Origin of the sequence: Nitrospira sp. NS4, from assembly GCF_049546785.1 — a bacterium.
Lineage (GTDB): Bacteria > Nitrospirota > Nitrospiria > Nitrospirales > Nitrospiraceae > Nitrospira_D.
The window spans coordinates 14692-27923 of sequence record NZ_JBMWAN010000004.1 but is presented as its reverse complement, the minus strand read 5'-3'; the positions used below and the strand labels follow the sequence as shown (position 1 = coordinate 27923).

The following is a 13232-nucleotide window of genomic DNA, read 5'->3' as shown; positions in this document are numbered from 1 at the left end:
GTCGGTCAGTCCCAGGCCTTTCTGCCCTGCTTCAGTAAATTCTTCAGCGGCCCGGTCATGCTCTTCCGGACCTGATCCCGGCGCTGGCGCTGGCGCTCGACCATGCGGCCGGCGACAAATGCCGCGCGCACGCCGGTCGACTGCTTGAGGAAGCGGCGAATGTAGGTTTCCGCCTGGAGAGCATCCTGATTGATTCCGAGGAGATCCTGGACCGTTTCAGCCTGTTTCATGAAGCGGACGGCGGGCTTGCCGGTCGACCAGACCGCCAGTTCAGCGGCGTAGCGCGCCCGTTTCGTCTTGATGCGGAGTCTGTGGAGCGCGACATGACTTGGCGAGGGGCTCAGGCGGCGGATGGCTTTCCGGAGTTTTTTGAACGCTCCCCTCGCCAGTTCATGCAACGTCACCGGGGATTCCAGGACGGCCGGATCCCGGACGGCGTGCTTGAGCCGCCGGATGAGTTCGAGGTAGCGCGCGCTCCTCAGCTCACCGAGCAGGACCTGCTGCGCGTGCTCCCGCCGGCCTTGCAGATGGGCGACGAATTGCGCCAGCGGCTTGCGGTCGCGGGCATCCAGGCCCTCAGCCTCCTTCGTGAAATACTCAATCTGGACGTCCAGATCGCGGGCCGGTCCCAACAACCGGCCGAGCCAGGACAATTCGCTTTGCAGCGAACCTGCCCAGTCCGGCACGAGGACCGGGCGGGCTGCGCGCAGGACCGCGCGCAAACGCCTCGTGGCGACCCGCATCTGATGCAGGCTTTCGCATTCCGTCCCGAGCCTGGTGCCGGGGTCATGCGCCAGGAGCCAACAGACATGTTGCGCCAGGGCCCACCGGATGTGGGCGGCCACCGGCGCGTCACGGGCCGGCGGAGGATCGGGGGAGGGAGCCGGCAGAGAGAGGGCGTGAAACAACTTGGGCCGGCCGTCGTGCTCGCCGGCGCCCGCACGATGCAGCAGGTATTCAATCTCTTTCAGGACGCCGTCATCGGCCCCGAGCTGCTCGACTTCGACTTCGCGGAACCGCCGGATTGCACGGTGGTCTTTCATCACGGACACGCGGTCGAGCACAATCTCGGCGGCGGGCCGGCGGCGGCGCAGGACGCGCAGGCCCGTCCGCGAGACCCGCAACGTGGCGACCGGGGCCAGTTTCCGTGGTCCCAGATGGAGCAGGAGCAACTCGCGAAACGCTGCCGGGGGCTGGGTCTGCCGATCGACGAGTTCGACCTCCTGCCGGTCGTTGTTCAAGGGAATCTTGAGTTGCCAGGCCTGCTTTCCCCGCTCGATCCGGCGGCGGAGGGTGATCCGCGCATGGGCGAGGTCGTGCGCCGCGGTGTCGTAGTAGACGGAAGTCAGCAGGCGCGGGGGCAGCGGCAGGCCGGGAATCGGCGGCAGGCGGAAATCGGGGCCCACAGCCAGCTTGATCTCGCGCTCGACGGTCGAGGAGAGGGCGCGAGCGGGGCGGCGAGCGGGAATCCGGGTATCGGATCGAGTCATCGTGAGATCCCTCCGTCCGACCGGGGCCGGCCAGGGGATGATAACCGATCTCCAGGGGGATGTCTTGCCCGGAAGGGCTGACGGCACCAGGAGACAGCGGCGGGCGGTCAGGAGGCCTCGTGATTCCAGGTCCCGGCCAGCTGGAGCATCCGCTGTTGCGAGTTGAAGGGCAGTTCGCCGGGAGGGGGGAGGACGCGCTCGTAGATTCCCTTCTCGTTCATCCGGCGCAGCTGGGCCGTGTCTCGCAGGTGGGCGAAGAGAATGTCGTCGCGAACGGCCCGGCGGAGATGGGGCGCCTCGACGGGAAAGAGGATTTCGATCCGGCCGTCCAGATTGCGCGGCATGAGGTCGGCGCTCCCGAGCCACAACTCCTCCTCCAGGCCGGACCGGAAAAAGAAGATGCGGCTGTGTTCCAGGAAGCGACCGACCAGCGAGGTGACGGTGATCCGTTCGCTGACGCCGCCGACCCCCGGCCGCAGGCTGCAGATACCCCGGACTTGCAGATCGACGGTCACACCGGCCTGCGAGGCCCGGTAGAGGGCCTGAATGCAGGCCGGGTCCGTGAGCGAGTTCAGCTTCAAGGCGATGTAGCCCTCTCCTCCATCGCGGTGGCGCGCGATGACGCGCTCGATCCGGTCGAGGATGCGGGCGCGGAGTTCATCCGGAGCGACGAGCAGGCATCGGTACCGGGTCTGTCCGGCATAGCCGGTCAGGGCGTTGAAGAGCGTCGCCACGTCGGAGGCGATGGCGGGGTTGCTGGTCATGAGCGCCAGATCGGTGTAGACCCGCGCGGTGGCGGGATTGTAATTGCCCGTGCTGAGATGCACGTAGCGGGCGAGACGGTCTCCCTCGCGCCGGACCACCTGGCACATTTTGGCGTGCGTCTTGAGCCCGACGAGCCCGTACACCACGTGGACGCCGGCCCGTTCGAGCTCCCGGGACCAGAGAATGTTGTTCTCTTCGTCGAACCGCGCCTTGAGTTCGACCAGCGCGGCGACCTCCTTGCCGTTGGCGCGCGCCTCCATGAGGGCTTCGACCACGGGAGAGTCCTGGCCGACGCGGTACAACGTTTGTTTGATTGCCAGGACGTCAGGGTCCCTCGCGGCGGCGCGCAGGAATTCCACGACCGGCAGGAAACTGTCATAGGGATGATAGAGCAGGACATCGCGCTGGCGAAGGACGGAGAAGATGTCGGATTGGGTCAGGACCGGCCAGATCTTCTGTGGCACCGGCGGATCTTTCAGGTCGGGCCGGTCGAGTTTGGTCAGCTGGATCAGATCGGAGAGGCCGAGGGGTCCGGTGACCGTGACGAGCTGATTGGCCGAGAGGCGGAGATTCTGCCCGAGTATCTCGCGAATCCGGTCGGGCATGTGCGCGCTGACTTCCAGCCGCACGGCCGATCCGAAGTCCCGCTGTCGCAGGCTTTCCTGAACGGCCAGCAGGAGATCGGCGGCTTCGTCCACTTCGATATCCGGATCCGCGTCGCGCGTGACCCGGAACGGATAGGCGGCGGCCACCTCGCAGCCAGGAAACAGGAGATCCAGGTTGGCGGCGATCACCTCTTCGATCCAGACAAAACCGGAGGGAATCCTCTCGACGCCGGACGGATCCAGCTGCGGGACGCGGAGGAGGCGCGGGAACAGGCGCGGCACCTTGAGGCGCGCGAATCGTTCCCCGCGGTCCGGCTGTGTCACGACGATGGCGAGGTTCATGCTCAAGTTGGAGATGTGGGGAAACGGATGCGCGGCATCGAAGGCCAGCGGGGTCAGCGTGGGGAGGATGGCCTCCTGGAAGTACTCGCGGAGCTGTCGGGCGGCCGCGTCCGGGATGTCCGCATGAGGCAGGACCTGAATCCCGGCCTCGCGCAGCGCGGGCCGGAGCTCTTCTTCCCAACAGGCCGTTTGCCGGGCCAGAAGCGGGGCGAGGGCCTGCTGGATCGCCACAATCTGTTCCTCCGGCGTGCGCCCGTCCGGCGGCGCTTCGACCGAGCCGGTCTGCAACTGCCAGTACAAGCCGGACATGCGGATCATGAAGAACTCGTCCAGGTTGCTGCTGAAGATGGAGAGGAATTTCAGCCGTTCGAGCAGGGGATGGCGGCGGTCGAGCGCTTCGTCGAGGACGCGCTCGTCGAAGCGCACCCAGCTCAGCTCCCGGTTGATATACAGAGACGGGTCGGTCAGATCCATCGTGTATCGTCCTTTCCTCTGATGGGCTGGGACCGGCACATGCTACAGGGAACAGTGCGGCGTCTCAACAGGGTATGCGAGAAAGGCCGCTCGCCCCAAAAAGAGCCAGGGGGCAGCCGGGCGGATTGTGCCGGACCAAGAGGGCGAGCAGCGGGACGAGCTGCGACGGCATCGGCAAGACGTGCGGCTTGCCGTTCTTGGTCGTGGTCTTCATCCAGAGGGACGGCCTGGTTTGTCAGGATGCCAGGGGTGCAGGCATCTGCGGGATAGCCATGGCGCCGGGCCGATCGACTGCTAGGGTTCTGCTACTGTTTCGCTCTCTTTTTGACGAAGAACCGGCATCAAACACCTATTTAAACCGGTAAACCGGTTTCAGCCCATCGGATGGTCGACGCCTCTCTCGCATGAATCGCGGCGTCTGTGTTGTAGTTGCGGTGCTTTGGAGTGGTGCGCCCGACAGGACTTGAACCTGTAACCTTCTGATCCGTAGTCAGATGCTCTATCCATTGAGCTACGGGCGCATGGGAGCCGTTGCTTCGCGGGGACCCGGACGCCGAATCCATGAGGGAGTGAGCGGAGGGGTATGCGAGGCGTTGTAGTGCAGGGGAGGTTATACAGTCCCCGGGGAGACAGGGTCAAGTGAGAGATTGCCTCTTGGTTCAGGTCCATCGAGGTTCGGAGGCACGGTGATGCCACGGTTCATCCCATCTCTCCCCGCGTCAGAGTGGAGTGGGAAATTGCTATTCAGGATCTACGTACTCGGGTATGATTCCCGCATGACTGATCGGTTTTAGAATCGCAGGAGTGGCACACCAGATGCAAGGTTCAGAGGGAGCGCAGGATGCGATCGAGAGTGGCCCGGCTCACCGGAAGCCGGCGCGGATATGGCGGCCTTGGGCGCTGCTGGTTGCCGGTGGGGTGCTGGCGGCCGCGATCGGGACCTGGCTCGTATGGTTTTCGGTGGTTGTCCAACGGAACTTCAACGAAGCGGATATACGCGCGGCCTGCCAGCGGATGATGCCGGACACGGCCGACCGGTGCTATGACACGGTGGTGATTCAACGCGGAGGGGTGAGACGGTGATTCTATTGTGGCGGAAGCGGGTGCTCGTTGCGGCGGTGGCTTTGTGCCTGGTGGCGGCCTCGGGCGTCTCGCGGGCTGAGGAATTGGATTCACAAGCGAAGCCGCGCTGGGAGCTGTCCATGCGGTCCTGGATGTTCACGAACGGGGAAACCACGTGGGGCCACAATGCGTCCGGGTCCTATCCTTTTTTGGGGAACCCCACCTCGAAGTTAACGTACAAGGACAACAATACCCACATCCTGGAATTCGGAGCGAAATTCAATATCTCGAAACGCTGGTTTCTGCGGGGCGAAGGCGGATTCTCGGTCGCGCTTGATCGGGGGAGCTTCGTTGATCAGGATTATTTGGCCGGGCAGTATCTGTATTTACAAACGAAGAGCGATATTTCCGGGAGCGGCACCTGGTATGTGAACGGGGACCTGGGCTTTCGGGCGGTGGAATTTCGGAATGGACGCGGCTACCTGGATGTCTTCGGAGGCCTCCAGTATTGGCGGACCAAATATGAAGCGACCGGGTTGGATGTCCAGGTGTGTGATTCAGGCATCGTCACACCATGTCCTGCGTCGCACTCCGGTGGCCTGATGATTACCAACACCACGCAATGGATTACTCCGCTGCGTATCGGCATCGACACCGAGTATCGGTTCACCCGCTGGTTCAGCGTGGACGGTAAGGTGGCAGTGAGTCCTATCAGTGTGTTGTATAACGAAGACCGGCATGAACAGCGCAGCGATCTGCAGAAGCCCAGCTTCACGATGTGGGGGGCGGGGGCGAGTGTCGATGCCGATGTGGGCGTGAAGGTCATGCTGACCAAAAACCTCGCGCTGACCGGCGGCTATCGGGTCTGGTGGAACGTCATCTACTCTGGCACGATGGAAAACCACCCGGTCGGGTATGCCTCACAGAGTTTTCCCCTCACCGAGTTTCAGACCCTCCGCCACGGACCGACCGTCGGTCTGACCGCGTCATTTTAAGCACGGCAGGGACCGCGTCGTTATCGCCTCGACCGTCCGGAGGGGAGCGTCTCTTCTTCATACTGGAGGAAGAGGCGTTTGGCTTCGGGATGGAGTTGTCCCGGATGGCCGTAGGGAATCCCGGCCGTGCGGAAAAGGGGCGTGAGCTTGCCGTTCGGGTGCAGATAGCCGGCGCGCAAGGGCACGGTCCGTTTGCTGTGGCGCACCAGGCGGCAGGGCGAGGGGCGGATCGAGGTCAGCCAGTCGGCGATGTCCTGCGGGTTGCCGATGGAGGCGGAGAGCAGCAGCAGCTTCGCCTGCGAGGGGCAGAAAATGATCGTTTCCTCCCAGACCACGCCGCGCTCCGGGTCAGCGATGTATTGGGATTCATCCAGAATCACCAGGCCGAGGGTATCGAGCCGCACGTCGATTTCGCCGCTGGCCGCGTCGTAGAGCAGGTTGCGCAGAATCTCCGTCGTCATGATCAGGATGGGCGCCTGGCTGTTGTCCTGGCGGTCGCCCGTCAGGATACCCACCTGGTCGCTGCCGAAAATTTTCGAAAACTCGGTGAACTTGGTGTTGGACAGGGCCTTCAGCGGGGACGTGTAAATCACGGTCCGGTTCTCGCTCATCGCCCGTCTGGCCGCTTCCACGGCGACGTAGGTCTTGCCGCTTCCCGTCGGGACGCTCACGACGACATCCGTTTCCGCCAGGCCCGCCAGGGCTTCTTCCTGCCAGGGGTCCGCGACGAAGGGCTGCGGGGCCGGCACGCCGAGCCCTTCCAGCCAGGCGGCCAGCGTGACGCAGGGCTCGGTTGATTCCGGCTCCTGGGCGCGCGGCGGTCTCCGGCTGGTGTGCTGCGCCGCCTGGCGCGGGGGCGCCTGTGTGGCCGGCGGGGGCGCCGCCTGGGCTCGCGCCTGGCGTTCTCCGATGAGGGCCTGCAAGTCTGATTCAAGCCCGGCGAGATTGTTCCCCGAATGTTGGAGGATCATCTCGACGAGGCGGCGCTTGCCAGCCCGGAAATGCCGCTGGACGCGGCCGCGCGCCAGCCGATGCAGGATGGCCACCGGTTGCTGAGCCAGAAGTTGTGCCAGTTCGTCAGTTGTCATCAATGCCTCGTGAAGCGTGAAACGTGAAACGCGAGAAAACGGCCATCGATCTTTGCTGCATTGCGAACGACGATTCACGAACGACGAGAGACCGTATCATGGCAGTTCCTCCAGTACGCCCCGCCGGATGAGGGCGAGGGCTTTCGAGGCCGAATCGGCGAGACCCGGATGGGTGGCCTTGAGCGTGTGGAGCTGTGACAGAAACTCAAGCGTCCGCGCGAGCAGGCGATAGATGTCCCCTTCGGCCATGGTGGTCGAGCGGCAGAGTCCGATCCAGGTCAGGTTCGGGTCGGACACCCAGCGCTCCGCCACGGCGGCAATGTCGGCCCGGAGCAGGGGCGGATCTTCATAAGGGGAGAGGCTCTCGGCCAGCTTCCGGACCTGGCCCAGCAGCGAACTCAGCCCGGAGCTGATGCGGGGAAAGGCGCCGGGGCGGTCGTCATCGTGGGCAATGCTGGCCATGATGCCGGTGAGCACCGCCGGGTCGGCTCCGGTGAAGGCCTCGGCCCGGATCAGCTCGGTGATGAGCAGGGAATGATCGATGCGGATGAGCCGCGCCCATTCCCCGTCGTCGGTGAGCTGCGATGCGGGCGTGAGATAACCGAATTGCTGGAGCACGTCGATGCGCTCCTGGAACCGGTGCCACAGACTGGTCCGGAGGGCCTGAATGGATCGCATATGCCGCTGCTGCTCCTGGCGCATCCGGGAGGCGACCAGATAGTCCTTCTGGCAGGCCGACCGTGAGGAACAGGTCGGACAGGGAAAATCGCCCAGGCTCTGGACGATGGAGTCGGGCAGCGGTTCCGATTCTTTGGAGACGAGGATCGGCAGGACCGGGAGGCGTGTGGGCAGCTCGGTCAGCTGATAGAGCAGTTCATCCAGGGAGTCGGCGGTGCACCAGGGATAGGCCGGTTGTTCCTGGCATTCGAAGGTGCGGTCGAAGATTTCCGTGACGATGCCGGCCGGACATTCGGTGACCGCGCCGCCGGGGCGCAGGATGGTGACCATGGGGCTCTTCTGGCCCTTGCTCCGGTACTGGCGCAGGACGATGCCGCGTCCCCGGTTCAGTCCCACGACCCGGCCGGGGGTGAGGAAGTGAAACCGCGCGGTGACCTCGGGGGCTTCGTGGCGAGCGACCTGGTGCCGGTGCGATTTCTGCCGCCTGGCCTGATCGAACGTGTGCCATTGGGTGATCCAGTCGGTGCAGACGCGCGGTCCGAAGGGTTCCATCTGCACATGGAGGGTATCCAGTTTGCGCTCCAGCAGTTCCGCGCGCTGGTTGAGCTGGAACTGGGCAAAGCTCTTGGCCAGGATCGCCTGGATCTGATTGTGCGGATGGGCTTTCAGGAGATTCAGCACCATCGGGTAGGTGATGTTGAACTGGCTGTCGATGGCTTCCGGATTTCCCGTAAGCCCTTTGGTCAGGACGCCGAGGTCGATGTAGGGCGAGGGGGCCACGACGGCGAAGCCGACGAAGTCTTTGCCGCGCCGGCCGGCCCGCCCGGCGATCTGCTGCACTTCGCCGATCGTGAGATCCATGAAGTCGCGCGCCTTGCGGATGCTCGATTGCGTGATGACGACGGTGCGGGCCGGAAAGTCCACGCCGGCGGCCAGCGTCGTGGTGGCGAAGACGGCATCGAGGCAGCCCTGCCGCATGAGTTCTTCGATCGCGATTTTCCAGGACGGGAGATGCCCCGCGTGATGGGCGGCGACGCCGATACGCTGGACGGTGGGGATCAACGGATGTTCGGCGATGCTGGGATATTGGGCGATGACCCGCTCGAGCGCGGCGGCGATCGCCTCCTGCCTGGCGGGAGGCAGCACCGTCTTCGCATGGTCGAACGCTTCCATCGCTTCGTCGCAGGCGCGGCGGGAGGTCAAAAAGACGATCGCGGGGGTGAGCGACTTGTCCCGCAGGGCGGCGATGAGATCAACCGGATGAATCGAGGGAGGCATGCAGTTTCATTCCCTTTGAAATGACCACCAGACCGGACTCGGTGACTTTGAATCGCTGGGCGTCGGCCTCGCGATCATAGCCGATCTCGGTCTTGGGCGGAATGATGACGTCTTTGTCGATGATCGCCCGCCGGATGCGGCTCTGCTCCCCGATGACCACATTTTCCATGACGATCGATTCGCGCACGTCGGCGTGGTCCTGGACCCGCACGTTCGGCGAGAGGATCGAGTTCTGCACGCGGCCGCCGGAGATGATGCAGCCGCCGCAGATGATGGAATCCAGTGCGACGCCCATGCGGCCCCCCTGGAAATCCTGGGCGAAGACGAATTTCGCCGGAGGAAACTGCCCTTGATAGGTCCGGATCGGCCAGTTCGGATCGTAGAGGTTGAAGAGGGGATCGACGGCGATGAGATCCATGTTGGCTTCCCAGTAGGCGTCGAGCGTGCCGATGTCCCGCCAGTATTTGACGGCTTTCTTGTTCTCATCCTGGAATTTGAAGGCGTACACGCGGCCTTCTTCTATCATGCGCGGAATGATGTTCTTGCCGAAATCGTGGGCGGTGCCTTCCTGGGCGTCCGCGGTCAGGTACCGGCGGATGGCCTCGGTCTTGAAGAGGTATATCCCCATCGAGGCAAAGGCATGGGTGGGATCGCCGGGAATCGGGGTGGGGGCGGCCGGTTTTTCGTCGAACCGTTTGATCCGGAGCTCTTCATCCACGCTGATGACCCCGAAGCGCGTGGCATCCTGGATCGGAATGTCCAGGGCGCCGACGACGGCATCGGCGTTCTTAGCGATCAGCCAGTGATACATCTCGGCGTAATTCATCTTGTAGATGTGGTCGCCGGCCAGGATGAGCAGGTAGTCGGCGTGTTCGCTGTCCAGAAGGAACAGGTTTTGGTACACCGCGTCGGCCGTGCCTTTGTACCATTCCTCGCTGATGCGCTGCTGCGGGGGGACGGAGGCGATGTATTCGCCGAGTTCGGAGTTGAGAATGTTCCAGCCGCTGCGGATGTGCTTGTCGAGCGAGTGCGATTTGTATTGGATCAGAACCGCGATTCTCCGCAGGCCGGAGTTCAGGCAGTTGCTGAGCGTGAAATCAATGATGCGATACTTGCCGCCGAAGGGCACGGCCGGTTTCGCCCGCTGTTCGGTGAGCGGGTTGAGGCGTTCGCCTTTGCCCCCGGCGAGGATCATCGTGAATACATTGTGCATGGCCGCGAATTGTAACAGGACCGTCCGGAAATGGAAAGGAAGCTGAACGATTGACTTCAGGGAGAACGCGGATAATACTAGCCCAGGTCTTGGGGTGAGACAGGGCGACCGGGCGTATAAAAGGAGTGTCTATGAAACGCGATTTGATTGTATCGGCTCTTCCTCGCAGCAACGGCAAAGTGGCCCGCAAGCCGGTTGAGCCGGTGAAGGATGCCCTGTGGCGGATCGAGCGGCTGGAGGCGCAGCTTCAGAAACTCACCGAGCTGGTCCGCGACCATGCCGAAGATGTGGATCGTCTCGTGCGGATCGTGGCCGAGGACCGGAATGTGATCCGCCAGCAGCTCCTGCGGAAGCATCACGAAAAGGTGCGTGTGCGGAAACATCTGCGCGACCACCATGCCAAGAGCAGGCTGGATAGTTGAGCGTCCGCCGCTGTCGCGATCTGCCCTCCCGCCCCCTTGTCCGGCCCTGTAGGACGTCCATTCCGTGGCCGATCTGAGTATCGACATCCGTTCATTGGTTAAACGCCACGGGGCCACGCTGGCCGTCGACCGGGTCACGCTCGACGTGCGCCGGGGCGAATTCTTTTCCATTCTGGGGCCCAGCGGAGCCGGCAAGACCTCCCTCTTGCGGATGCTGGCCGGATTTGAAACGCCGGACTCCGGCGAGATCCTCATCGACGGGCGGTCGATGGCCGGTGTGCCTCCCAACCGGAGGCCGGTCAATCTGGTCTTCCAATCCTACGCGCTCTTTCCACACCTGTCGGTGGCCGACAATGTCGCCTTCGGCCTGGAAATGAAGCGGGTGCCCCGCCGTGACATCGACGCGCGCGTCGCATCGAGCCTGGAACTGGTGCGGCTCGGAGAAAAGCGGGATCGCATGCCGGGCCAGCTGTCGGGAGGGGAGCAGCAGCGCGTCGCGCTGGCGCGCGCGCTGGTGAACCGGCCGGCCGTGGTCCTGCTCGACGAACCGCTGGCGGCGCTCGACCAGCAGCTCCGTCAGCAGATGCACGTGGAGCTGAAGTCGATTCAGTCGCAGGTGGGGATCACGTTCGTCTGCGTGACGCACCATCAGGAGGACGCGCTGGCGCTCTCGGACCGGCTGGCGGTGATGCATCAGGGGCGTGTCGCGCAGATCGGCCGGCCCCAGGAGATCTATGAGTCGCCGGCCACGCATTTCGTCGCGCAATTCATCGGCACCTCCAACGAACTGCGCGGCACCCTCAGCGACCATCATGCCGGACGGGCCACCCTGGTCTGTTCCGATCCCGGGCTGTCGCGAACCATCCGGGTGGCGGTCTCCGACGCTCTCCGGCCCGGCGAGCCCGTGGCCCTGATTCTCAGACCTGAACGTGTGCGTGTGGCGCCGGACGGCGGCGGGGCCGGGTTCGACAACGAGCTGCCCGGCAGGGTTGAGACCCTGCGGTATCTCGGCAGCGAGTGGCATTGTGTCGTTCGGATGAACGACCGGCAATCCTGGACCATCCATATGCCCAACCATGCGGGCGGATCACCGCCCTGGAGGGCCGGCGATCAGGTGTCGGTCCAATGGAATGTGTCGGACGGGGTGGTGCTTCCGCTCTCATGATGCCTGCATCGCCTGCACAGAGCCATAACCGGAAGGGTGACGCGCGCGGCGCTCTCTGCTGGTTGCTGGCGCCGGGCGTGCTGTGGACCGCCTTCTTCTGTCTCCTGCCGTTGGCCGTCATCCTCGCGGTCAGTTTCGCCACCCGCGGAACCTACGGGGGTATCCTGTGGGAACTGAGTCTGGAGAATTACCGGGACCTGCTGCACCTGCTCTATGGCCGGATCTTCGGGCAATCCCTCCTGCTGGCGGCGCTGACCACGATCATTTGTCTCGGGATGGGCTTCCCCCTGGCCTATTACATCGCCCGCCTGCCTCCACGGCGGCAGGCGCTCTGGCTGGTGCTGATCATGGTGCCGTTCTGGACCAACTTTCTCGTCCGGACCTATGCCTGGATTTTCATTCTGAGGACCGAGGGCCTCATGAACACGGTTCTGCTGAAGCTGGGATTGATCTCGACTCCCGTCGAGATCCTCTACTCGAACAGCGCGGTGGTGCTCGGCCTGGTCTATGGCTATCTTCCGTTCATGGTCCTGCCGCTCTATGCGGCGATCGAACGAGTCGATCGTTCGCTCATCGAGGCGGCCTGGGACCTCTACGCGGACCGCTGGTCGGTCTTCCGCCTGGTGCTGGTTCCTCTCACGAAGCCCGGCATCGTGGCCGGCTGCGTGCTGGTGTTTATTCCCTCGCTCGGGGCCTTCATCACGCCGGATCTGCTGGGCGGCGCCCGGAGCATGATGGTGGGCAATCTGATTCAGCACGAATACCTGATCGCACGGGATTGGCCGCTGGGGTCGGCGATTTCCATCGTCCTGATGGCCCTTGTGACCGGAGCGATGATCTGGTACTTGCGGGCGCAATCGGTCGTGGATGACAAACGAGGGGCCTCATGAGGGCGCCGGGAGTCTGGCTGAGGACGCTGAGCGCGCTCGGCCTGGCCTTTCTCTACCTGCCGATTGCCGTGCTCGTGGTGTTCTCGTTCAATGCCTCCCGTCTGTCGGCGACCTGGCAGGGGCTGTCCTGGCAGTGGTACGAAGTCTTGTGGCGGGACGAGGCCTTGCGTGCCGCGACGGGGAACAGCCTGCTGGTGGCGGGGCTCTCCACGGTCATTGTGCTGTTGCTGGGAGTGCCGGCGGCGATGGGACTGGAGCTCGTCCGGGCACGCTGGCGCCGGGTATTGGAGCCGATGTTCCTCCTGCCGCTGGTGATTCCCGAAGTCATGATGGGCGTGGCGCTCCTCTTGTTGTTTGTTGTTCTGCGGATGCCGCTGAGCCTGACGACGGTGATCATCGGCCATGTCGCGTTCAATCTCCCCGTGGCGATCGTCGTCCTTCGCGCGCGGCTGCAGAAGCTGGATTCCCGGCTGCTCGATGCGGCCTATGATCTTGGCGCCACTCCGTGGCAGGCATTCAGACGGATCACGTTGCCGTTGCTGTTCCCGGCCATCCTCGGGGCCATGCTGCTGGCCTTCACGATTTCTCTCGACGACTTCATCGTCACCTTCTTTGTCGCCGGACCAGGCGCGACCACGTTGCCGCTGAAGGTTTACTCGATGATCAAGTCCGGCCTCTCACCGGAGATCAACGCGCTTTCGGCTGTGCTAGTGACGGTCTCCATGGGGCTGGTGGGGCTTTCCCTTATTTTCCAACGTCGGTAGC

At 63.8% G+C, this 13232-nt stretch carries 11 protein-coding genes and 1 tRNA gene; 6 read left to right on the top strand and 6 right to left on the bottom strand.

The genetic code is table 11. The features are described 5' to 3' along the window. Positions 1-5: 5 nt before the first annotated feature. The 3 genes from ACO9S2_RS12070 to ACO9S2_RS12060 form a co-directional block, all read right to left on the bottom strand. On the bottom strand, positions 6-1490 hold the full coding sequence (locus ACO9S2_RS12070; RefSeq protein WP_423722548.1) for a CHAD domain-containing protein: 1485 nt from the start codon (positions 1488-1490) through the stop codon (positions 6-8). 107 nt (positions 1491-1597) lie between these two features. After that, on the bottom strand, positions 1598-3715 hold the full coding sequence (gene ppk1, locus ACO9S2_RS12065; RefSeq protein ID WP_423722546.1) for a polyphosphate kinase 1: 2118 nt from the start codon (positions 3713-3715) through the stop codon (positions 1598-1600). A 406-nt stretch (positions 3716-4121) separates the two neighbouring features. After that, positions 4122-4197: transfer RNA gene (locus tag ACO9S2_RS12060), tRNA-Arg, on the bottom strand. A gap of 295 nt (positions 4198-4492) precedes the next feature. Between ACO9S2_RS12060 and ACO9S2_RS12055 the strand changes: the two genes are divergently transcribed. Further along, positions 4493-4759 carry a hypothetical protein gene (locus ACO9S2_RS12055; protein WP_423722545.1) on the top strand — a complete coding sequence of 89 codons (267 nt, stop codon included), beginning with the start codon at positions 4493-4495 and terminating at the stop codon, positions 4757-4759. Next, positions 4756-5733: a hypothetical protein gene (locus ACO9S2_RS12050; protein ID WP_423722543.1), complete on the top strand. Its 978-nt coding sequence runs from the start codon at positions 4756-4758 to the stop codon at positions 5731-5733. Before ACO9S2_RS12055 ends, ACO9S2_RS12050 begins: the two co-directional genes overlap by 4 nt. Positions 5734-5753: 20 nt before the next feature. On the opposite strand, the gene ACO9S2_RS12045 is transcribed toward ACO9S2_RS12050, so the two are convergent. The 3 genes from ACO9S2_RS12045 to glgC all read right to left on the bottom strand — a co-directional run bounded on the left by ACO9S2_RS12045 (position 5754) and on the right by glgC (position 9990). Further along, a complete protein-coding gene (locus ACO9S2_RS12045) occupies positions 5754-6821 on the bottom strand; it encodes a DEAD/DEAH box helicase (RefSeq protein ID WP_423722542.1) in 1068 nt (355 codons plus the stop codon). 96 nt (positions 6822-6917) lie between these two features. After that, on the bottom strand, positions 6918-8777 hold the full coding sequence (locus tag ACO9S2_RS12040) for a helicase-related protein (protein WP_423722540.1): 1860 nt from the start codon (positions 8775-8777) through the stop codon (positions 6918-6920). After that, a complete protein-coding gene (gene glgC, locus ACO9S2_RS12035; RefSeq protein ID WP_423722538.1) occupies positions 8752-9990 on the bottom strand; it encodes a glucose-1-phosphate adenylyltransferase in 1239 nt (412 codons plus the stop codon). Before glgC ends, ACO9S2_RS12040 begins: the two co-directional genes overlap by 26 nt. Positions 9991-10121: 131 nt before the next feature. Here glgC and ACO9S2_RS12030 point away from each other — a divergent pair, with 131 nt between their 5' ends. From ACO9S2_RS12030 to ACO9S2_RS12015, 4 genes are all read left to right on the top strand, one after another. Next, positions 10122-10412, top strand: coding sequence for a hypothetical protein (locus tag ACO9S2_RS12030; protein ID WP_423722536.1), 291 nt, complete (start codon positions 10122-10124; stop codon positions 10410-10412). Positions 10413-10476: 64 nt separating this feature from the next. Next, the gene (locus tag ACO9S2_RS12025) at positions 10477-11577 is read left to right on the top strand and encodes an ABC transporter ATP-binding protein (protein WP_423722535.1); all 1101 of its coding nucleotides are present in this window, start codon (positions 10477-10479) and stop codon (positions 11575-11577) included. Further along, entirely contained in the window at positions 11574-12467 is an 894-nt protein-coding gene (locus ACO9S2_RS12020; protein WP_423722533.1) for an ABC transporter permease, read from the top strand. Before ACO9S2_RS12025 ends, ACO9S2_RS12020 begins: the two co-directional genes overlap by 4 nt. Beyond that, a complete protein-coding gene (locus tag ACO9S2_RS12015) occupies positions 12464-13231 on the top strand; it encodes an ABC transporter permease (RefSeq protein WP_423722531.1) in 768 nt (255 codons plus the stop codon). The genes ACO9S2_RS12020 and ACO9S2_RS12015 overlap by 4 nt, the downstream gene beginning before the upstream one ends. The last annotated feature ends 1 nt before the right edge of the window (position 13232 follow it).

What these genes read in the sequence shown, in the direction of transcription:
- ACO9S2_RS12070 (WP_423722548.1), bottom strand. Translation starts at nt 1,490, where the DNA reads ATGACTCGATCCGATACCCGGATTCCCGCTCGCCGCCCCGCTCGCGCC.
- ACO9S2_RS12055 (WP_423722545.1), top strand. Translation starts at nt 4,493, where the DNA reads ATGCAAGGTTCAGAGGGAGCGCAGGATGCGATCGAGAGTGGCCCGGCT.
- ACO9S2_RS12045 (WP_423722542.1), bottom strand. Translation starts at nt 6,821, where the DNA reads ATGACAACTGACGAACTGGCACAACTTCTGGCTCAGCAACCGGTGGCC.
- ACO9S2_RS12040 (WP_423722540.1), bottom strand. Translation starts at nt 8,777, where the DNA reads ATGCCTCCCTCGATTCATCCGGTTGATCTCATCGCCGCCCTGCGGGAC.
- glgC (WP_423722538.1), bottom strand. Translation starts at nt 9,990, where the DNA reads ATGCACAATGTATTCACGATGATCCTCGCCGGGGGCAAAGGCGAACGC.
- ACO9S2_RS12030 (WP_423722536.1), top strand. Translation starts at nt 10,122, where the DNA reads ATGAAACGCGATTTGATTGTATCGGCTCTTCCTCGCAGCAACGGCAAA.
- ACO9S2_RS12020 (WP_423722533.1), top strand. Translation starts at nt 11,574, where the DNA reads ATGATGCCTGCATCGCCTGCACAGAGCCATAACCGGAAGGGTGACGCG.
- ACO9S2_RS12015 (WP_423722531.1), top strand. Translation starts at nt 12,464, where the DNA reads ATGAGGGCGCCGGGAGTCTGGCTGAGGACGCTGAGCGCGCTCGGCCTG.